The organism is Pseudomonas sp. TH34, assembly GCF_016650865.1.
In the GTDB taxonomy this organism is placed as follows: domain Bacteria; phylum Pseudomonadota; class Gammaproteobacteria; order Pseudomonadales; family Pseudomonadaceae; genus Aquipseudomonas; species Aquipseudomonas yamanorum.
Window position 1 is genome coordinate 44,097 of sequence record NZ_JAEKFB010000004.1, and the last position, 19,804, is coordinate 63,900.

The 19,804-nt window shown below is 61.7% G+C and carries 15 protein-coding genes; 7 read left to right on the top strand and 8 right to left on the bottom strand.

Annotated elements, in window-relative coordinates:
- The first annotated feature begins 119 nt into the window (after positions 1 to 119).
- Entirely contained in the window at positions 120 to 1,229 is a 1,110-nt protein-coding gene (locus tag JFU58_RS02865) for a DUF3182 family protein (RefSeq protein ID WP_201139811.1), read from the top strand.
- Positions 1,219 to 1,971 (top strand): alpha/beta hydrolase family protein, encoded by a 753-nt coding sequence (locus JFU58_RS02870; protein WP_003210032.1) that lies wholly within the window; start codon positions 1,219 to 1,221, stop codon positions 1,969 to 1,971. Before JFU58_RS02865 ends, JFU58_RS02870 begins: the two co-directional genes overlap by 11 nt.
- On the opposite strand, the gene JFU58_RS02875 is transcribed toward JFU58_RS02870, so the two are convergent.
- The 5 genes from JFU58_RS02875 to JFU58_RS02895 all read right to left on the bottom strand — a co-directional run bounded on the left by JFU58_RS02875 (position 1,958) and on the right by JFU58_RS02895 (position 7,345).
- A complete protein-coding gene (locus JFU58_RS02875) occupies positions 1,958 to 2,938 on the bottom strand; it encodes a lysylphosphatidylglycerol synthase transmembrane domain-containing protein (RefSeq protein WP_201139812.1) in 981 nt (326 codons plus the stop codon). The genes JFU58_RS02870 and JFU58_RS02875 overlap by 14 nt on opposite strands.
- A complete protein-coding gene (gene clsB, locus JFU58_RS02880; RefSeq protein ID WP_201139813.1) occupies positions 2,916 to 4,214 on the bottom strand; it encodes a cardiolipin synthase ClsB in 1,299 nt (432 codons plus the stop codon). The genes JFU58_RS02875 and clsB overlap by 23 nt, the downstream gene beginning before the upstream one ends.
- Positions 4,211 to 4,987, bottom strand: coding sequence for an endonuclease/exonuclease/phosphatase family protein (locus JFU58_RS02885; protein WP_063026830.1), 777 nt, complete (start codon positions 4,985 to 4,987; stop codon positions 4,211 to 4,213). The genes clsB and JFU58_RS02885 overlap by 4 nt, the downstream gene beginning before the upstream one ends.
- Positions 4,984 to 5,910, bottom strand: coding sequence for a DUF72 domain-containing protein (locus tag JFU58_RS02890; protein ID WP_063026832.1), 927 nt, complete (start codon positions 5,908 to 5,910; stop codon positions 4,984 to 4,986). The genes JFU58_RS02885 and JFU58_RS02890 overlap by 4 nt, the downstream gene beginning before the upstream one ends.
- A gap of 232 nt (positions 5,911 to 6,142) precedes the next feature.
- On the bottom strand, positions 6,143 to 7,345 hold the full coding sequence (locus JFU58_RS02895) for an MFS transporter (protein WP_063026834.1): 1,203 nt from the start codon (positions 7,343 to 7,345) through the stop codon (positions 6,143 to 6,145).
- Between the two features lie 177 nt (positions 7,346 to 7,522).
- Between JFU58_RS02895 and JFU58_RS02900 the strand changes: the two genes are divergently transcribed.
- Positions 7,523 to 9,637 (top strand): mechanosensitive ion channel family protein, encoded by a 2,115-nt coding sequence (locus tag JFU58_RS02900; RefSeq protein ID WP_201139814.1) that lies wholly within the window; start codon positions 7,523 to 7,525, stop codon positions 9,635 to 9,637.
- 116 nt (positions 9,638 to 9,753) lie between these two features.
- On the opposite strand, the gene JFU58_RS02905 is transcribed toward JFU58_RS02900, so the two are convergent.
- Positions 9,754 to 14,034: a DEAD/DEAH box helicase gene (locus JFU58_RS02905; RefSeq protein ID WP_201139815.1), complete on the bottom strand. Its 4,281-nt coding sequence runs from the start codon at positions 14,032 to 14,034 to the stop codon at positions 9,754 to 9,756.
- 166 nt (positions 14,035 to 14,200) lie between these two features.
- Between JFU58_RS02905 and JFU58_RS02910 the strand changes: the two genes are divergently transcribed.
- The 4 genes from JFU58_RS02910 (at position 14,201) to JFU58_RS02925 (ending at position 18,379) form a co-directional block, all read left to right on the top strand.
- Positions 14,201 to 15,091, top strand: coding sequence for a sugar nucleotide-binding protein (locus JFU58_RS02910; protein ID WP_008436463.1), 891 nt, complete (start codon positions 14,201 to 14,203; stop codon positions 15,089 to 15,091).
- Positions 15,092 to 15,334: 243 nt separating this feature from the next.
- Entirely contained in the window at positions 15,335 to 16,459 is a 1,125-nt protein-coding gene (locus tag JFU58_RS02915) for an ATP-binding protein (RefSeq protein ID WP_201139816.1), read from the top strand.
- Between the two features lie 90 nt (positions 16,460 to 16,549).
- Positions 16,550 to 18,010: an ATPase domain-containing protein gene (locus JFU58_RS02920; RefSeq protein ID WP_201139817.1), complete on the top strand. Its 1,461-nt coding sequence runs from the start codon at positions 16,550 to 16,552 to the stop codon at positions 18,008 to 18,010.
- 6 nt (positions 18,011 to 18,016) lie between these two features.
- Positions 18,017 to 18,379, top strand: a complete 363-nt coding sequence (locus JFU58_RS02925; RefSeq protein ID WP_063026844.1) for a response regulator — start codon at positions 18,017 to 18,019, stop codon at positions 18,377 to 18,379.
- A gap of 98 nt (positions 18,380 to 18,477) precedes the next feature.
- On the opposite strand, the gene JFU58_RS02930 is transcribed toward JFU58_RS02925, so the two are convergent.
- Both JFU58_RS02930 and JFU58_RS02935 read right to left on the bottom strand, forming a co-directional pair.
- Positions 18,478 to 19,176 carry an OmpW/AlkL family protein gene (locus JFU58_RS02930; RefSeq protein WP_063026846.1) on the bottom strand — a complete coding sequence of 233 codons (699 nt, stop codon included), beginning with the start codon at positions 19,174 to 19,176 and terminating at the stop codon, positions 18,478 to 18,480.
- 96 nt (positions 19,177 to 19,272) lie between these two features.
- A complete protein-coding gene (locus JFU58_RS02935) occupies positions 19,273 to 19,794 on the bottom strand; it encodes a DUF3299 domain-containing protein (protein ID WP_063026848.1) in 522 nt (173 codons plus the stop codon).
- Positions 19,795 to 19,804 lie beyond the last annotated feature (10 nt).

Consider the following 19,804-nt stretch of genomic DNA (forward strand, 5'->3'; position numbering starts at 1 on the left):
CAAGTGCTATCGCTTTTCCCGCAACTGATTGATTCCCTGCGCGTTTAAACAAACGCCGCCTTGGCTTGATCCCTGCTACCGTTTCCTTACACACATGGCAGCAGAGCCAAGGGGGACACATGACCCCGACAAATCGCAAAAAAATCGTGGTGGCGCATTCAGTGCGTCCGGACGCGCCATTGCACGAAGTGGAAACCAACCGCGCACTGGCCCGTTGGCTGGCGCACGTCCTCGGGCTCAAATATGGCGGCAGCTATAACCCTGAGCTGCACAGTGGGCGCGACCTCTATCTGTTACCTACCCAGACGCTGGTCGGCGCGGCCCAGGCGCGGCAGTTGGGTGTCAAAGGCCCTGAGGATTTGTGGGGCGGCTACGTCGACCACGATTTCATCTGCACCAAGGCTGTCAGCCACGGCTTGCTGAATAAAAATGCGGTGGCCCCGGAAGGCTGGTCGCCGCTGTTTTCCGAGCGCATCCGCAATGTGGTGCTGGATGGCTTGAGTGTCCACGCCCTGGAAGATGCGCGGCCAGCGGCGACCCACTTGCTCTACACCGGTCCGATCCGCCTCAAGCCCGTGCATGCCTGTGCCGGTCGCGGCCAGGAAGTGATCCGCAGCCTCGACGAGTTCGACGCCATCCTCGCGCGGCCCGATGCGGCGCAATTGTTCAGCGACGGCGTGGTGCTGGAGCAGGACCTGAGTGACGTGGTCACCCACAGTGTCGGCCAGAGCTTTATCGGCGATCACGTCATCAGCTACTGCGGCGATCAATACCTGACCCAGGACGGGCAGGGCGAAGAGGTCTATGGTGGTTCCAACCTGTTGGTGGTCCAGGGCTACTACGAAGACCTACTCAAGCTCGACCTGCCCGCTGACGTGCGCCTGGCCATCCAGCAAGCGCAGGCCTTCGATAACGCGGCGGATCAGGCCTATCCCGGGTTCTACGCCTCGCGGCGCAATTACGACATCGCCCAAGGCCTGGATAGCGATGGCCAGCGCCGCAGCGGCGTGCTGGAGCAATCCTGGCGCATGGGCGGGGCCAGCAGCGCGGAAGTCGCGGCGCTGCAAAGCTTCGTCAACAACCCCGGGCTGCGGGCGATTTATGTCTCCTCGGTAGAGACCTACGTCGACCAGCCACTGCCGGCTGATGCGATCGAGGTGTACCGGGGCCCGGCAGAAAACAGCGACTTTCTTCTCAAGTACGTGACGGTCAAATCCTATGACGGCTAGAAGCGAAACCATTGCCATTGATATCGACGACGAACAGATGAGCGGGACCTTCCTCAGTCCCAAATCGAAAGTACCAGGGGTGCTGTTTGTCCACGGCTGGGGCGGTAGCCAGGAGCGTGACCTGGAGCGCGCCAAAGGCATCGCCGGACTCGGTTGTGTATGCCTCACATTCGACCTTCGCGGCCACGCCGGCAACGGCATTCCGTTATCCCGCGTCACCCGCGAAGACAACCTGCGGGACCTGCTCGCAGCCTATGACCGCCTGCTGTCACATCCGGCCATCGACACCTCGGCGGTGGCGGTGGTCGGCACCAGCTACGGCGGTTACCTGGCTGCCATCCTCACCTCGTTGAGGCCCGTACGCTGGCTGGCGCTGCGGGTGCCCGCGTTGTACCGCGACCAGGAATGGCTCAAGCCCAAGCGCGACCTCGATAAGGCCGACTTGATGGATTATCGCGGGACCTTTGTGCACGCCGAAACCAATCGCGCGCTGCATGCCTGCGCGGCGTTCACCGGTGATGTGCTGATCGTGGAATCGGAAACCGACGACCATGTGCCCCACGCCACCATCATGAGCTACCGCGCCGCCTGCCAGCAGACGCACTCGCTGACCCACCGGATTATCGACGGTGCGGATCACTCCCTGAGTGACCCGGTGTCCCAGCAGGCCTACACCTCGATCCTGGTGGACTGGATTACCGAGATGGTGGTGGGCGAACGCTTGAGCATCATCCAGTCGTAGGCGTCTTCTTCACCCGCAGCGCCTTGGCCTTGGCTTCCACCGCGAGGTACATCACCAGGGCCACCAGCAGCGGCAGAATGAAGTAGATCGCGCGATAAGCGATCAGTCCCGCGAGCAAACTGCCGCGGGACGCTTCGTGCTGCAGCAGGGCAATGAACACCGCCTCCAGCACCCCAAGCCCTGCGGGTAGATGCGTGACCACCCCGGCAATGCTGCTGATCAACAGCACCCCGAGCACCACGGGGTAATCCAGTTGTTTGGGCAGCAGCGTGAAGATGACCGCCGCCATCAGCGACCAGTTCAGCGCGCCGAGTGCCAACTGCAACACCGCCATGCGCAGCGATGGCAGGCTGATTTCAATCCCGCGCACCGACCACGCGCGCTTTTTCGACAAGCGACAGGCCAGCAGATAACCCAGGCTCGCCAGCACCAACAGCACGCCGACGCCTTGTAGCGCGCCGCTGCTGAGCTTCCACCCCGGCGGCAATGTCACCAGCCCGCTGCTGAACACCGCGCCGGCAATCGCCATGTAGCCGAACCAATTGGTGGCCAGGCTCAAGCCGAGGATCTTCGCGATATTCCCGCTGCTCACCCCGAGCCGGGAATACAACCGATAGCGCATGGCGATGCCACCTACCCACGCGCTCAGGTTGAGGTTGAACGCATAGCTAATGATGCCCACCGGCAAAATCTGCTTCCAGCCCAACGGCTGGCGGATGTAGGTGCGGCCGATCAGGTCGAAGCACGAATACACCAGGAAACTGCACAGTGTCAGCGCACCGGCGATGAGCAGCGTGCGCAGCTCGAAGTCGCCCAAGGTGTCGAGCACTTCGCTCCAGTCGATACGCCGGGCGAGCAGGGTGAACAACACGATCAACACCAGGAAAAACACCACCGTCAGCGGTTTTTTCCAGCGTTTCAAGAAGCCGGGGCGAGCACTTTCTTCAGCGGTGCGAGCTTGGGTCATGATCCGCACGGTCCTCAAGAACGAAGGGTTTCAACCTCGGCTTGTGGGCGGGCAACCAGCCGGTCCACGACGGAAAATGCCGCAGCACATGGAACACCACAAAACCCACGGTCACCCGCCAGAACCAGCCGCGAGGCGCGCGGTTTTCCGGCATGGTCTTGCAGTGGTTCTGACTCAAATACTCCAGGCGCTCGAACAACTGCTGATTGAACCCGCGATCACGAATCAGCACATTCGCCTCAAGGTTCAGCGACAGGCTCAGCGGATCGAGATTGCTCGAGCCCACCGTGCTCCACTCCTCATCCACCAGTGCCACCTTGCCGTGCAGCGGGCGCTGGCAGTACTCGTGGATCACCACACCTTCCTTGAGCAAATAGTCATACAGCATGCGTGCCGCGAGCTTGGCCAGCAGCACATCCGGCTGGCCTTGCATGATCAATTGCACCTGCACGCCGCGCCGCGCGGCATTACGGATTTCCCGCAGCAGACGATAGCCGGGAAAGAAGTAGGCGTTGGCAATCACCACCCGCCGCTCGGCCTTGCGCAGCGCGTGCAGGTAGGCCTCTTCAATATCGGTACGGTGTTGCAGATTGTCCCGGTAAATCAGCCGCACCAGGCCATCGCCTTCGCCCGCTGCCCATGGCGACGGTCGTTGCTCGCGCCGCCAGCCGCGCCGTTTACGCACGCGCCGGCCGCTTTGTGCGAGGGCGAAATGATGCAGGTCGGCCACCGCCGAGCCTTGCACCTGCACCGCATAATCCTGCTTGGCTTCGGGGCCGAAATCCCCCAGGTGATCCGCAGAAAAATTGATCCCGCCGATAAACGCCACGCTGGCATCCACCACCACAATCTTGCGGTGCAGGCGGCGAAACCAATTGGTGCGAAAGCCCAGTGTCTTGCTCGCCGGGTCGAACATCTGCACGGTCACGCCGGCCTGGCTCAATTCGCTGAGAAACCCTGGTGTCAGCTCGCCACAACCAAAGCCATCGAGGCTGGCGACGACCTTTACGCCACGCTGCGCCGCCTCGATCAAAATGCCTTTCAGCTCGTGACCGACCTTGTCTTCAAACAGAATAAAGGTCTCCAGCAGGATCTCCCGCTGAGCCTGGCGCATCGCCTCAAACACCTTGGGAAAGTAGGCCTCGCCGTTCTCCAGCAGCTCCACCTGGTTACCGCTTTGCCAGCCGTAATCCAGGTCCCGGGCCACGGCATCGTCTGGCGGTTGATCCGTCGCGATATGTTCCACCGCGACCTTTTCCAGTGGGGCGCTGTTCATAACTCGATCTCCACCGACAACGGCGCGTGGTCCGACAAATGTGACCACGGGCGGCTGGTCAGGACTTGTGGCTGATGCACCTTGAGGTTGCGCACATAGATGCGATCCAACGGTAGCAGCGGCAGGCGCGCCGGGAAGGTACGGGCAGGCTTGCCGTGGGTTTCGATGAACACTTCCCGCAGCCCGCAGTGGGCAAGATCGGCCCGCTGGCGCCAGTCGTTGAAGTCACCGGCGACAATCACCGGTGCGTCGGCGGGAATCTCGGCGATCCGCTGCGCGATCAGGCGCAGTTGCTGCTGGCGATGCACTTCCCGCAGCCCGAGGTGCACGCAGATGGCATGCACCTCCTGCACGTTACCCGGCAAGCGCAGCACGCAATGCAGCAGCCCGCGGCTTTCGTGGCCGCTCTGGGAAATGTCGAGGTTGTCGTAGCGGATGATCTGGAATTTCGACAGCAACGCATTGCCGTGGTCGCCATGGGGATATACCGCATTGCGGCCGTAGGCGTATTGCGGCCAGATGCTGTCGGCGAGGAACTCGTACTGCGGCATGCTCGGCCAGTTGCTGTAGCGCTTGGGATGGCGCTCGTGGGTGCCGTGGATTTCCTGGAGGAACACCACATCGGCCGCCACGCTGCGAATCGCATCACGCAACTCGGGCAGAATGAAGCGCCGGTTGAGCGCGGTGAAGCCTTTGTGGGTATTGACCGTCAGCACCCTGAAGCGGGTAATGGTTTCGGTGGGCGTGATCGGCATCAGCTCCGGGTGGGTCATGGCAGCACCCCCGCGTCCGGCAACTTGCCGGGTTCGGTGGCCAATGTCTGGTCCAGGCCAAAACGCTGGAGCAATTCCCGCGCGTCGAAGGGGGCACGCACCTTGATGTCGTTATCGAAGTAGCAAAACACCTCGCGCTGTTTGCGGGCGCGGGGTTTGTGTTTCGGGTCGATCAACTGTGCATCGGTGGGCTGCTTGCCGTGGCTCCAGCGTTCGATGCGATCACCCCAGCGCTTGATCGCTTCAGGCGTATAGCCGCTGGCATACAGCGCTTTGTCCCCATGCAGACGCAGGTAGACAAAGTTCGCCGTGACGTCTTCCAGGTAGGGCCACTTGCCGGCCGTGTCCGCCACCACCAGGGCCACACCGTGCTTGTCGAGCATCTCGACAAACTCCGGCACGGCGAAACTCTTATGGCGAATCTCCACCGCATGGCGCAGCGGCCTTTTACCGTGGGCCTGCATGCTCGCCTTGCCGTTCAGGCGCGGCTCATGCTCATGGGCGAGGGCGGCGGCCTGCTGGGTAGTGGTGGGTAATTCGGCGAGAAAGGCTTCAAACAATGGCGGGTCGAATTTGAAACTCGGCGGGAACTGCCAGAGGATCGGCCCGAGTTTTTCCTTGAGTTCCAGCACCCCGGAGGCGAAGAAATTCGCCATCGCCTTGTGTACTTCCCGCAACCGCAGGATATGCGTGATATAGCGCGGCGCCTTGACGCTGAACACAAAGTCTTCAGGCGTATCGCCATACCACTCGGCGTAGCGCTTGGGTGTTTGCAGCGCGTAGAACGAGCCATTGATCTCGATGCTGTTGACCGCCCGTGAGGCAAACTGCAGCTCGCGCTTCTGGGTCAGGCCCTCGGGGTAGAAATCCCCCCGCCAGGGCGTGTAACGCCAGCCGGAAATGCCGATATGAATCGCGGCCATGATGACTCCCGTGGGTTAACTGTGTGGTGACCTCCGTTTTAGGGTGACTGTGATGATCGGGAGAAAGTTTCGACGGTCCTACAGACGGTGTGGCGCTGGGCAACACCACACTCCAATGTGGGAGCCGGGCTTGCCCGCGATGACGGCGTGTCAGCAGAGACATATCTCACTGATCCACCGCCATCGCGGGCAAGCCCGGCTCCCACAGTTGCTTTGTGTTTATCCCGATGGATCAGTGCCCGCCAACCACCCGGGTCGAACTCTCGGCATACACCGGCCCCAGCCGGTCAAGACGCCCGCTCCAGGCCGTCAGCGCCAGGGCCACCAACACCACCGAACCGCCAATCCACGCCGTGTGGATCAAGCCCATGTGAGCGACGATCAAGCCACCGGCCCACGCGCCACCGGCAATCCCCAGGTTGAACGCCGCGATGTTCAGGCCCGAGGCCACGTCCACCGCGTTCGGCGTGTGATGTTCCGCCTGTCGCACCACATACACCTGCAAGCCCGGCACGTTGCCGAAGGCGACCGCGCCCCACACCAGCACCGTGGCCAAGGCCAGCCATGGGTTGCTTGCGGTCATGGTCAATACAAACAACACAGCGGCGAGCAGGGCGAAGATGATTTTCAGGGCACTGATCGGTCCGCGTTTGTCTGCCAATTTTCCGCCCCAGATGTTACCGACGGCCACCGAGATACCGTACACCAGCAGCACCAGGCTGACGGTGCCGGCGCTGAACCCGGAGATATCCTGAAGAATCGGCGCCAGGTAGGTGAACGCGATGAACGAGCCGCCGTAGCCGACCGCCGTCATGGCGTACACCAGCAGCAGCCGTGGCTGTTTCAGAACTTGCAGTTGCTGCAACAGCGACGCGGGTTTGCTGTGGGCGATGTTGTTCGGCACGTAGAGCAGGCTGCCGATAAACGCGATCAGACCCAGGGCCGAGACGGCAAGGAAGGTTTCACGCCAGCCGAAGTGCTGGCCGATAAATGTCCCCAGCGGTACTCCGGTCACCAACGCGACGGTCAGGCCGGTAAACATGATGGCAATCGCACTGGCGGCTTTTTCCTTGGGCACAAGGCTTGTGGCGATCGTGGAGCCAATCGAGAAGAACACCCCATGGGCCAGGCCGGTGACGATCCGCGCCAGCACCAGGGATTCATAGCTCGGCGCTTGCCAGGCCAGCAGGTTGCCGAGGGTGAACAGCACCATCAGTGACAACAGCAGCAGTTTGCGTGGCACTTTGCCGGTGAGGGCGGTGAGTACCGGCGCGCCGATGGCCACGCCCAGGGCGTAGAGGCTGACCAGCAGGCCGGCGGACGGCAAGTCGACACCCAGGTCGGCGCCGATGGTGGGTAACAGGCCAACGATGACGAATTCGGTCGTCCCGATGGCAAAAGCGCTGAGGGTCAGCGCGAGCAAGGCAATGGGCATGGCTGCAACTCCGGTGGGTTTCAATCAGGAGCGCAGTCTCCGGGTTCGGCTTGTGCGGAAAAAGACAGGTATTGGCATTTGATATTTGCCTGGTACGCACGGATCGACGCGCGGGGGGAACGATCAGGCCTCAAACCCGTCAGTTCCTTACAGACCCTTCTGAAGGAGCTCGGTGTTTTGTTGAATTTAAAGACTGTGCTACTGCTCGGCACGCTGCTGTTTTGCGGCAGTGGCGCACTGCAAGCGGCCACCGCCCCCGCGGCTCCAGCGCCTGCCGCCCCGGCCACGCCGGAACTGTTGGTAGAAGGCGGCCTGCTCGGCGCCATCAGCTCCAGCATCGATCATGTGCAGGACAAACTCGACCTCAACCAGAGCCTGGTGGACGCCTGGCGCCTGCGGGCCGATCGCGCTGCGGACGAGGTGGACAAGCTGGTCAACCAGCCGTCCGAGCGTTCCTCATGGAGTGTGGCCGGGGATTTCCTGTTGTTGTCCGGGGTGTGGATCGGCGCCTTCGCGGCGCTGACCCTGCTCGGGCGCTTTATCGTCAAGCGCCTGAGCCTGCAGCGACATATCGCACCGCGCCAGCGCCTCCAGGCGTTGCTCGGCTACTTGATTCCCTACACGATTCCCGCCTTGATCTGTTTGCCACTGACGCTTTACGTCAGCCATTTCCTGCCCACGTCAGTGGGCCGCGCGCTGGCACTGTGTTTTGCCTACGCCACCAGCAGCGGTATTTTTTCCACCTCGATGCTGCTGTGCGTGATCGTCATGTTCAACGTCGGCCACAAGCGCCCGGCGGTGCAGATTATTCGTGACTACTGCCCCAAGCCGCTGTTCCTGATCGGCTTCCTTGCGGCCCTCAGCGATGCGCTGACCAGCCCGCAGATCGCCCGCCAATTGGGGGGCAATATCACCGCCAGCGTGGCGATCTTCACCGGGCTGTTTGCCTCGGTGATTTTCGGCATGCTGGTGATTCGCCTGCGTCGTCCGGTGGCGCATTTAATCCGCAACCGGCCCCTGGCCCAGCGCTTGAAACACCCGGCGGTGCAGCAATCCCTGCGGGTGTTTTCCGGCCTGTGGTATTGGCCGATTCTATTGATGGTGCTGGTGTCGGCGATCAACCTGATCGGCGCCGGCGACGACAGCCAGAAAGCCCTGCGCTGCGCACTGTTCACCACGATCCTGCTGATCGGCACGGTGTTCCTCAGCACGGTGTTGCAGCACCTGTTCCAGTCCCGCAGCACGGTGGCAGTCCAGCGCAGCAGCGCCTACAAAGAGCGTTTCCTCAGCCTGCTGCACGCGCTGTTGCGCATCGTCATGGCCATCGCCTTTATCGAAATCCTCGGGCGTATCTGGGGCGTTTCGCTATTTGAATTTGCCCAGCGCAATTCCGTGGGCCGGGCCATCAGTGATTCCCTGAGCAGCATCGGTTTGATCCTGCTGGTGACCTGGCTGTTCTGGGTGGTGCTCGACACCGCGATCCAGGAAGCGCTGAAGCCACCGGTCAACAAACGCTCCAGCCGCCAGCCCAGCACACGGGTGAAAACCATCCTGCCGCTGCTGCGCAACGCGGTGAAAATCATCCTGGTGGTGATCTGCGCGATCACCACCATGGCGAACCTGGGGATCAACGTCGCACCGCTGCTGGCGGGTGCCGGGGTGGTGGGTTTGGCCATTGGTTTTGGCTCCCAGCAACTGGTGCAGGATGTGATCACCGGGCTGTTCATCATCATCGAAGACACCCTGTCGATCGGCGACTGGGTGGTGCTCGACTCCGGCCACGCCGGTACCGTCGAGGGGCTGACCATCCGCACCCTGCGCCTGCGGGACGGCAAGGGGTTTGTGCATTCGGTGCCGTTCGGGCAGATCAAGGCGGTTACCAACCAGTCGCGGCAATTTGCCTACGCGTTCTTCTCGGTGCAGTTCACCTACGACACCGACGTCGACAAGGCCGTGGAGTTGATCCGCGAGGCGGGGCAGTCGATCCGCGACGACGTGTTCCTCAAGTACAACCTGCAAGGGCCGCTGGAGGTATTTGGCGTCGACAAGATGGACCTCAACGGTGTGGTGCTGACGGCGCAGTTCCGCACGGTATCGGGCGGGCAATATGCGGTGAGCCGCGCGTTTAACCAGCGCTTGAAAAAGCTTGTGGATAACTGTGCCTTTGTTCACTTCGCGCAAACTTATCCACAGCAGGTGGTGTTGCCGCAGCGGGTTGGGCAGCAGGTGGATGAGCCGGAGGAAGAGGTGCCTTCGTCGGTGGTGCTTACCGAGCAGCCAAGAACCCAATAGTTGTTGTGGTGGCAGTACTGGCCTCATCGCAGGCAAGCCAGCTCCCACAGTTGGAATGCGATCAAATGTGGGAGCCGGGCTTGCCCGCGATGGGGGCGTCACAGGCGCAACACACTTCAGCGCCTGATCAGCTTCTCCCGCACCAACCCTGCTGCCTGCGGATCCAGTTCCAGCAACACCTGCTGCTTGCCCGCAATCCCCACCGCCGCCGGCAATCCATCCCGATACACCAGCCGATTACCGCTCAACGCAGGCACCTTGCCACCCGGCAACAATGTGCCCACCAGGTTCAGCGGGTCCGCGCCGCACACGGCAATCAAGCTTCCATCGTGAGGCCGCCGCCGAACTTCCCGCAGCAGCGGAATCGCTTCCGGCAACGCAAACTGTTCCCCCGCCAAACCACTCACAAACCGCCCGCCACGAATCTCGCCCCGGGCCTCCAGCCGGTGGAACGTACGCAGCAATTCCCGCCAACTGGGCAGCCAGTCCGCCTCGCGCTCCAGCAGGCGCCAGAACACCACGCCGTATCGCCGCAGCAAGGTCATCGCCACATGCTCCAGCGTCTCGGCCGAGTGAGCCCCCGGACGTGTGCCATCCGCCACCGGCGCCCGCCGTACCAGGGCCCAACGCCCGGCATCGTCCATCCCGCCTACAAACGCGCCACGCCCGCGCCGACTGCTGCGGGCCTGGCGTTTGCTCGCGGGTGTGGTCAGGGCGCGCAGGCCAGCGAAGCTGTCGGCGTTCGCCAGCCCGGCGCCCACCAATTCCTGCAAGGCGGTTTCCAGTTCGCTGCGCAGCAGATGGGCTTCATGAATCAGTTCATCGAAAAACAGCGCGCCGTTTTCCCGCAGTGCCTGATGGACTTTCTGTGCCTTGGGCGACAGCTCGGCGCTGTCCGGCGCGTCGGTCAATCCGCTCCACAAAGGCACCTGGCTGCGGGGCAACAGCACCACCGGCGTGCTACGCAAGGCCGTCGCGCCAGCCTTGTTGCTCAGGCGTGTCCACACCACCTTGCCGCTGCGGCACAAATCGTCCAGCCAGTGGGGCGCGTAATCCTTGATTCGGGCGCTGAGCAAATCGCTGTCCCAGGCCGATGTGGCGGCGGCGTACCCTTCGAACTGCGCGACGATCTGCGGCAACACGGCGCTGCCCTGGCCCCGGGTGCCGTCCGACAGGTGCTGCCAGTCGAACAGAAACCGCATGAAATCCTGCAACGCCACCGGCTCGATTTCCCGGCGCAGGCGCTTGACCGTGTAGCGGTGAATGCGCGCCAGCAGGTGGCGTTCGCACCATTGTTCGTCGCTGGCGCCGGGGCTGAAACGGCCGCGCAGTACGTAGCCTTCGCTTTCCAGCCGCGCAAGTGCCTGTGATACGTCTGCCACCGGCAAGGCCAGGGGCGCGGCGATCTCGATCAGGGTCAATGGGCCAAAACCGCTCAGGCGCGCCCGCAGAATTTCCACCAAGGCTTCATCGAAGGTCCAGGGCTCATCGAAACCGGGTAGCAGCGGCAGGTCATTTGGATAGATCGCCTTTAAGCAACTCAAGCGCTCCAGGGCGACCCAAACGGCTTGGTCGGCACCGATCTGCAATCGGCTGGCGCGCCCACCGTCGGCCAGGGCTTGCAGCCATTCGGCCCATTGCGGCGCAACTTCCGATTCAGCGATGCACGCCAGACTCATCAACGCTTCATGCATTTCATCCAGGCCATTAGGTGCAGGCCAGGCCTCCTCGCACACACCGGCAATGGCCTCGGCGTCCAGCGCACCGAGGTCGTCGGTGCTTTGCGGGTCGCTCCAGCGGCGGTTGAGCACGGCCTGGGTACGACGCTCTTCCAGTGGGGCGTCATCGAGAAAGGTGTAGGGGCGGGCGCTGAGAATCTCCGCTGCCAAGGGGGACGGCGCCGGCAGGTCGCGGCTGATCAGGCGAATCTCTCCGCGCTCCATGCGCCGCAGCAGGGCCAGCCAGCCTTCGCTGTCCATGGCTTCGTGCAGGCAATCATCGAGGGTTTGCTCCACCAGCGGATGCTCGGGCACTTCCCGCTCGCCGGCGAGGTTTTCCAGGCAGGCGATCTGGTCCGGGAACACACTGGCGATCAGGTCTTCACTCTTCATGCGCTGGATCTGCGGCGCCACTTTGCGCCCGCCGGTATAACGCGGCAGCGCCAGGGCCACCCCGGCATTCCAGCGCCAGCGCACGCCGAACAGCGGTGCATCCAGAACCGCCTGAATCAGGATGTGCTCGGCGGTGTTGCTGTTCAGGTAGCGCCATACCTCATCCAGCTCAAAGCTGTGGCTGGTGGAGAGTGACAACACGATCGCATCTTCGCTGGCGGCGGCTTGCAGTTCGAAGTTGAAGGTGCGGCAAAAACGCTTGCGCAACGCCAGGCCCCAGGCGCGGTTGATGCGACTGCCGAACGGCGTGTGGATGATCAATTGGGTGCCGCCGGACTCGTCGAAAAAGCGCTCCATGATCAGCGTGTCCTGGGACGGCAGCGCGCTCAACGCCAGCCGCGCCCGCGCCAGGTAATCCACCAGCTGTTCGGCGCTGGCCAGGTTCAGGCCGAGGGTGCCGGTGAGCCAGTCGAGCGCCGCTTGCAGGTTGCCGGGCGTGGCGCCCAGCAATTGGTCCAGTTGCCCGTGCAAGCGCGCCACGGCAAACGACAACTCGGCACTGCGCCCCGGTGCTTCGCCGAGCCAGAACGGAATGGTCGGCGGCTGGCCGTGGGCATCTTCTACCCGCACTTTGCCGGCTTCCACCCGCAGGATGCGGTACGACGTGTTGCCCAACTGGAAAATATCCCCGGCGATGCTTTCCACCGCGAAGTCTTCGTTGACGCTGCCGATGTTCAGGCTTTGCGGCTCCAGCAGCACGCTGTAGTCGGCGTTGTCGGGGATGGTGCCGCCGCTGGTCACCGCGGTGAGCTTGGCGCCCCGCCGGCCGCGCAGGGTGTGGGTGATGGCGTCGCGGTGCAGGTAGGCGCTGCGGATGCCCTGGCGGCCGTTGTAGCCCTCGGCGAGCATCTGTAGCAGCGCCTGATAGTGACGTTCATCCAGTTCGGCGTAGGGTGAGGCGCGGCGGATCAGCGTGAGCAGAGCCTGTTCCTGCCATTCCTGGCAACTGACTTCGGCGATGATCTGCTGGGCCAGCACATCCAGCGGCGCGACCGGGATCAGCAAGGTGTCCAGCTCGCCCCGGCGCACGCAGTCGAGGAGGGCAGCGCATTCGATCAGGTCGTCGCGGGTGGTGGCGAACAACCGGCCCTTGGGCGTGCCGCCGACCTGATGCCCGGAGCGTCCGACCCGTTGCAGGAAACCGTTGATCGAGCCGGGCGAGCCGATCTGGCACACCAGATCAACATCGCCAATATCAATCCCCAGCTCCAGCGACGCGGTGGCGATCAACACTTGCAGCTCGCCGGCCTTGAGCCGTTGTTCGGCGTCCAGGCGCAGTTCCTTGGCGAGGCTGCCGTGGTGGGCGGCGACGGCGGTTTTGCCCAGGCGCTCGCTCAAGTGCCGCGCCAGGCGTTCAGCCAGGCGCCGGGTGTTGACGAAAATCAGCGTGGTGCGGTGTTGTTTGGCCAGTTCGGCGAGGCGGTCGTAGACCAGCTCCCACACGTCGTTGGCCATGACGGCCGACAGCGGCACCGGCGGTACTTCGATATCCAGGTCCCGTGGGCGCGCGTGGCCGATGTCGACGATCTCGCAAGGCCGGTCGGTGCCCACCAGAAAGCGCGATACGGCCTCGATGGGCTTTTGCGTGGCGGACAGGCCTATGCGGGTCAGCGGTTCACTGCACAAACCCTGCAAGCGCTCCAGCGTCAGGGCCAGGTGGCTGCCGCGTTTGCTGGCGGCGATGGCGTGGATTTCGTCGACGATCACCGTGCGGATGCTGGCGAGCATCTGCCGGCCGGAATCCGAGCCCAGCAGCACGTAGAGCGATTCTGGCGTGGTGACCAGGATATGCGGCGGGTGCTTGCGCATCAGGGCGCGGTCTTTCTGTGGGGTGTCGCCGGTACGCACGGCGGTGCGGATCGCCAGCGGCGGCAGGCCCAGGCGCTGCAGGTGGTCGGTGATACCGGCCAGCGGGTTTTGCAGGTTGATCTGGATATCGTTGGACAATGCCTTGAGCGGCGAGACGTAGACCACCAGCGTCTGATCTGGCAGTTGGCCGCCATTGGCCAGGCCTTGGTGTACAAGGTCGTCCAGCACCGCGAGAAAGGCGGTCAGGGTCTTGCCGGAGCCGGTGGGCGCGGCAATCAGCGTCGGGCGGCGCTCGCGGATCAGCGGCCACGCCCGGGCCTGGGCGGTGGTCACCGACGGGAACGTACTGCGGAACCAGGCGCTGACGGCGGGGTGAAAACCGTTCAAGACCGTGTCCGTTGATTCTGGAAGGTTCATACCCAATTTATGCGGCCAGCCCCGGCAACTTGCAACCCCGCACTTTATAAGTGACGGTTGCGCTACAAACCCGCAAAATGCAACGATTCTGGCAAATGCCAACGGCATGGCTCACAAGCCTGTCGATAATAACCATCGTTCCAAACAGACCGGGCCTGCTCAATCTATGCGAATGCGCCTTATGTTACTGGGCGGCGGGAATGCCCTCGGGCAGGCGCTGATTCGCCTCGGTGCGGAGGAAGACATCGGTTTCCTCGCCCCGCGTCCGCCCCAAGACGGCTGGGATGCCGCGAGCCTCACGCAACTGCTCGACGACACCCGTCCCGATGCCTTGATCAATCTCGCCTATTACTTCGACTGGTTCCAGGCGGAGACGGTCAGCGAAACGCGTCTGGCTGCCCAGGAATATGCGATCGAGCGCCTGGCGGAACTGTGCCAGCACCACAGCATCACTTTGCTGCAACCGTCCAGCTACCGGGTGTTCGATGGCTCCCGCGCCACCGCCTACAGCGAAAAAGACGAACCCGTGCCCTTGGGCCTGCGGGGCCAGGCGTTGTGGCGCATCGAGCAGAGCGTACGCGCCACCTGTCCGCAGCACGTGCTGCTGCGTTTTGGCTGGCTGCTGGATGACAGCGTCGACGGCACCCTCGGACGCTTCCTGGCCCGTGCCGAAAAACCTGACGAACTGCTGATGGCCGACGACCGCCGGGGCAACCCGACGCCGGTAGACGATGCTGCGCGGGTGATCATTTCGGTGCTCAAGCAACTGGATTGCGCCGCGCCGTTGTGGGGCACTTATCACTATGCCGGCCACGAAGCGACCACCCCGCTGGCGCTAGGGCAGGCGATCCTGACCGAAGCGCGCAACTTCCACCCGCTGGCCGTGGAAGCTCCGACCGCCCAGGCCCACGCCGCCCGTCCGGATGCCGCCGATGAACCGCAACACGCGGTGCTGGCCTGCAAGAAAATCCTCCACACCTTCGGCATCAAGCCACGGGCATGGCGGGCCGGGTTGCCGGCGTTGCTCGACCGGTTCTACCGACACGGTCAAACATAAAAAAGGCGCCTGCAACAGGCGCCTTTTTTGCGGCGGTGTCCGGACGGATTCGGTTGATACGTGTTGGCCAGGCGGGGGGCGCCACTGCATACGAAAAATTTGAAACCTTTGGTGCGCCCGGTCATCCATGCCAATAGGGATTGATTGTGCTTACGGCTCGTTCAGCAAAAGCAAAAGTCTGCATTCAGAAGAAGACTTCGCCCATCTCGTCATGGGCAGCCTTAAAGAGGAGCCCTACCCATCATGGCAACACATTCTCCGGTGAATGGTTCGCCGCCGCCTCACGATGATGTGTATGAGGAGGCGCACGACCTGCAGTTCGCTTTGAGTACCGCCGGGCTTGGTATATGGCGCCTGGACTTGACGACGGGCGAGCTGAAGACCTCGGCCACTTGCCGCCTCAACTTCGGACTCGAACCACAGATACCGTTCAGTTATGAACACATGCAGCGCTTGGTGCACGCCGAAGACAAGCGCCGAGTGGCCGAAGCGTGGGATCGCTCGATCGCTCAACGTGGCGACTACGACGTTCACTACCGCGTCATCACGCCACTCGGTGAAACTCGCTGGCTGCACGTGCGCGCGAGACCCCGTTATGCCGATGATGGTCTGCCCGTCGCGATGACGGGGACCGCTCAGGATGTGAGCCAGGAAAAATTACTTCAGTCGCAAAAGATGGACGCGCTGGGGCGGGTAACAGGCCGAGTGGCGCATGACTTTAACAATCTGCTGACGGTGATCCGTTCTTCAGCGGATCTGTTGAAGCGTCCTTCAGCATCAGAAGAGCGGCGGCTGCGCCTGGTGGAAGCCATTTCCGAGGCGGTGGAGCGTGGTTCTCATTTCACCAGTCAATTGCTGTGCTTCGCTGGCAGGCAAGCCCTGCATCCCGCATCGCTGGATATCAATTCAAGCACGTTGGCCATGGCCGATACGATTGCTGTGCAAGTAGGGGCAGGCATCAACGTACGCATCGAGTCCACAGCAGTACCCTGCGTCGTTCACGTTGACCCAGGGCAGTTCGAAGCCGCCATTCTCAATATGGTCATGAACGCCCGAGACGCCATGATGGATAAGGGGGAGTTGGTCATCCGTGTTGAGTCGATGGACCTTATCCCTGCGTCCCATGGCTATCCCCTTATCAAGGGGCGTTTCGTTGCCGTGTCCATCACAGACAATGGCTCGGGTATCGCTCCGTTCAGCCTCGATAGAATCTTTGAACCGTTTTTCTCCACCAAAGGCAAAGGCCAGAGAACCGGGCTGGGGCTCAGTCAGGTATTGGGGTTTGCCAAACAGTCGGGGGGAGAGATCAGGGTCGAGAGTCATCTGGGGCAGGGATGTACGTTCACGCTTTATTTGCCCCGCCCTTGAACTGGATGAGCGGATAGCCCGATTGCGCAAATGGAGTTAGCATCGTAAACCTTCGGCTTAAGAGCCTGTTGTTCACATCAGGGTTGCATTGTGGAAAAGCTAAATCGCCTTCAAAGCGGAATAGAAGGGCTGGATGCTCTGCTCAAGGGCGGGCTAGTCGCAGGTGCCTCCTACATTATCCAGGGGCGCCCAGGATCCGGTAAAACCATCCTCGCCAATCAACTGGGATTCAATCATGCCCGCAACGGGGGCCGTGTACTGGTGGCCACGTTGCTGGCTGAGTCCCACGACCGTTTATTTCAATTCCTCTCGACCCTGAACTTCTTTGATGTTTCCCGGGTGGGAGCTGAAATTCAGTTCGTCAGTGCGTTTGACACCCTTGAGAACGACGGTCTCGATGAAGTGGTCAAGCTGCTTCGGCGTGAGATCAGTCGTCAGAAGGCCACCGTGTTAGTGGTCGACGGCTTGCTTAATGCGCGCTCCAAGGCTGACTCGCCCATCGACACCAAGAAATTCATTTCCGAGCTGCAAGGCCACGCCGCGTTCGCCGGTTGTACGGTGTTGTTTCTCACCAGTTCCCGATTGGACGACGGCAGTCCTGAGCACACCATGGTTGATGGTGTGATTGAGATGGGCGAGGAGCTTCACGGCAGCCGTTCGGTGCGCCGGATTCAACTGCGCAAGACTCGGGGCAGTGGTGCGCTGACCGGATTGCACGAGTGTGAAATTACCGACGATGGCCTGGTGGTTTATCCGCGTCTGGAAAGCCTCTACAGCCATCCATCGTTACCTGACAGTGCCGACCTGACGCGTATCACCAGCGGCATCGGTTCGCTGGACGCCATCATCGGCGGTGGCCTGCACAGTTCTTCCGTTACGCTCGTCATGGGGCCTTCCGGCGTCGGGAAAACCACGTTGGGGCTCCGGTTTCTCGCAGAGTCGACAGTGGAAGCTCCGGGCCTGCATTTCGGTTTTTATGAAAGCCCGCAGCGGTTACGTCTCAAAGGCCAATCGCTGGGGATTGATATCAAGGGTATGGAAGAAAGTGGTGCGCTGAGTATTGCCTGGCAGCCCACGACAGAAGGCCTGATCGACGGTCTCGGCGCACGGCTGCTGAAAATGGTTGAGGAAAAGGGTATCAAGCGCCTGTTCATCGACAGCTTGAGCGGCATGACTCGAGTGTCGACGAACCCGGCACGTATCACTGATTTCTACAGCGCCCTGATGAGCGAGCTTCGTGCCCGTGGCGTAACGGTGTTTGCCTCGTGGGAGATGCGTGACGTTTTTGGTTCGGAGGTCAGTTCTCCGACCCCGGACCTGTCCAGTATTGTCGACAACCTGCTGCTGATGCGCTTCTTCGAGATTCAATCTGAACTAAGAAGAATGCTTTCGATTCTTAAGGTACGAGACAGCTTCTACGATCCTTCGCTTCTTGAAGTGGTAATCCATGAAAACGGCGTTGACCTGAAGAAGGCATCAAGAAATGCATTGGCTGTCTCTAATGATTCTTCGCTGCCGGGCTCAACGTCCAAAGTCTCTGATTCGGGTTGAACTGACATGACCACCATCCTGGTCGTCGACGACGAGTATTTGATCGCTGACATTCTCGGCTATGCGCTGGAGGATGAGGGGTACATGGTCGTAAAAGCGAGCAATGGCCAGAAAGGACTCGAGGTCCTGGAGCGCGAGCGGCCAGCGTTGATCATCACCGACTTCATGATGCCGGTCATGGATGGCCAGGAGTTTGCCGAAGCTGTCCGCGCGCTACCGGCTGTCAATCACTTGCCCATCATCCTGATCAGCGGAGCCCAGGCTCATATTGGTATGGAGCGGTCGGACTTGTTCAATGCGGTGTTGAAAAAGCCGTTCAACATTGACTTGGTCATCGCTGAAGTTCGCCAACTCCTGGCTGAAGCCTGATTCGCAGCACACGGGCGTGTGCCTGGCCTCTGATTGGCGCTTGCCTCCATGGAAAGCCTCACAAAAAAGGCCCTGTACAACAGGGCCTTGGGTAGAACCTAGAACTTGTAGCCAATACCGACCATGTACACCATCGGGTCAACATCCACATTGACCTTGGCCCGAGTGCCCTGGCCCAGCGCGTTGTTATCCACAGTGGCCTTGGTGCTGATGTCGATGTAGCGCGCCTGGGCGTTGATCATCCACTTGTCATTGATCATGTAGTCCGCACCGATCTGCGCGGCCCAACCCCAGGAGTTTTCCGCCTTGAAGTTGCTGAAACCGGCCTCTTGGGCGCGACCGCCGACGTGTTCGTCGTAGATCCAGGTGTAGTTGATACCGGCGCCGATGTACGGTTGGAATACCGACTTGCTGTCCAGCGGGTAGTACACGACGCTCAGGGTCGGCGGCAGGTGTTTCAGCGAGCCGAGCTTGCCGTTGGCAGGCGCCAGGGCGGTGTTCTTGATTTTCACATCATGTTCGAACGGCGTGGCCGCCAGCAGTTCGATACCCCAGTGGCTGGTCAGCATGTAGGCGAAGTTCAAGCCCAGTTGAGTGTCGCTGCTCATGGTCGCCTTGCCGCCCAGGTTGGTCCCGGCCAGCGGGCCCTGGTCAACCTTGACACTGCTGCTGTCCGCTTTCGGGTTGACGGTGATAGCACCGGCGCGAATCAGGATGTCGCCGGCTTCGTGAGCATGGGCAACGGGGGCGACGAGGGCGAGCGCGACAAGCGACGCGCCGAGCAGGGACTTGTTCATGGGAGCTCCAGAGGACGTTATTAATTGCTTGTGTCCAATGGTAAAGATCGTAACGATCGAGCCTTTGACTCAGCTCAATGAAAGCGCAATCACGGGTTATTCCTGCAACTCGTATACGTAGATCTTGTCGGCCTCCATCTGGTAGCCGGCGTCGGCCAGTTCGCTGCTGGACGGTTTGACCTGCATCTGGCCTTCGATCCAGTACGGCTGATACAGCTCGTCGAGCTTCACACCGACTTCGCTTTTGACATGCACGATCTGGTTCGACGGCGGTGGCGGTACATGGATGCAGGCGCCGAAATACGGCACCAGCAGGAACTCCGTGGTGCGACCTTCCTCGCTGACTTCCAGCGGCACGATATAACCCGGCAGGCGGATGTGCTTACCGTCCAGGCTTTGTACGACTGGCGCGTTGGGCAGGTCCTGCTTGGCGGCCGGCGCAGACTCCACCGACAACGCATCAGCCATGCCCGACAAGTCGTGCAGCGGTTTCATGTTGGGGATTTCCGGCGGTGCATCCGGCGGGATCATCTCCTGCCACGACAGGTCCTTGGGCTGGTCTTCAGCCCAGGCAGGCAGGGTCACCAGCAGTAACAGCGCAAGCACGACGCGACGCATCAACAGCTTC

Coding starts and splice junctions, on each gene's coding strand:
- clsB (WP_201139813.1), bottom strand. CDS start 4,214: ATGAACAGCGCCCCACTGGAAAAGGTCGCGGTGGAACATATCGCGACG.
- JFU58_RS02905 (WP_201139815.1), bottom strand. CDS start 14,034: ATGAACCTTCCAGAATCAACGGACACGGTCTTGAACGGTTTTCACCCC.
- JFU58_RS02930 (WP_063026846.1), bottom strand. CDS start 19,176: ATGAACAAGTCCCTGCTCGGCGCGTCGCTTGTCGCGCTCGCCCTCGTC.
- JFU58_RS02915 (WP_201139816.1), top strand. CDS start 15,335: ATGGCAACACATTCTCCGGTGAATGGTTCGCCGCCGCCTCACGATGAT.
- JFU58_RS02895 (WP_063026834.1), bottom strand. CDS start 7,345: ATGCCCATTGCCTTGCTCGCGCTGACCCTCAGCGCTTTTGCCATCGGG.
- JFU58_RS02885 (WP_063026830.1), bottom strand. CDS start 4,987: ATGACCCACCCGGAGCTGATGCCGATCACGCCCACCGAAACCATTACC.
- JFU58_RS02935 (WP_063026848.1), bottom strand. CDS start 19,794: ATGCGTCGCGTCGTGCTTGCGCTGTTACTGCTGGTGACCCTGCCTGCC.
- JFU58_RS02870 (WP_003210032.1), top strand. CDS start 1,219: ATGACGGCTAGAAGCGAAACCATTGCCATTGATATCGACGACGAACAG.
- JFU58_RS02875 (WP_201139812.1), bottom strand. CDS start 2,938: ATGACCCAAGCTCGCACCGCTGAAGAAAGTGCTCGCCCCGGCTTCTTG.
- JFU58_RS02865 (WP_201139811.1), top strand. CDS start 120: ATGACCCCGACAAATCGCAAAAAAATCGTGGTGGCGCATTCAGTGCGT.
- JFU58_RS02890 (WP_063026832.1), bottom strand. CDS start 5,910: ATGGCCGCGATTCATATCGGCATTTCCGGCTGGCGTTACACGCCCTGG.
- JFU58_RS02925 (WP_063026844.1), top strand. CDS start 18,017: ATGACCACCATCCTGGTCGTCGACGACGAGTATTTGATCGCTGACATT.
- JFU58_RS02910 (WP_008436463.1), top strand. CDS start 14,201: ATGCGAATGCGCCTTATGTTACTGGGCGGCGGGAATGCCCTCGGGCAG.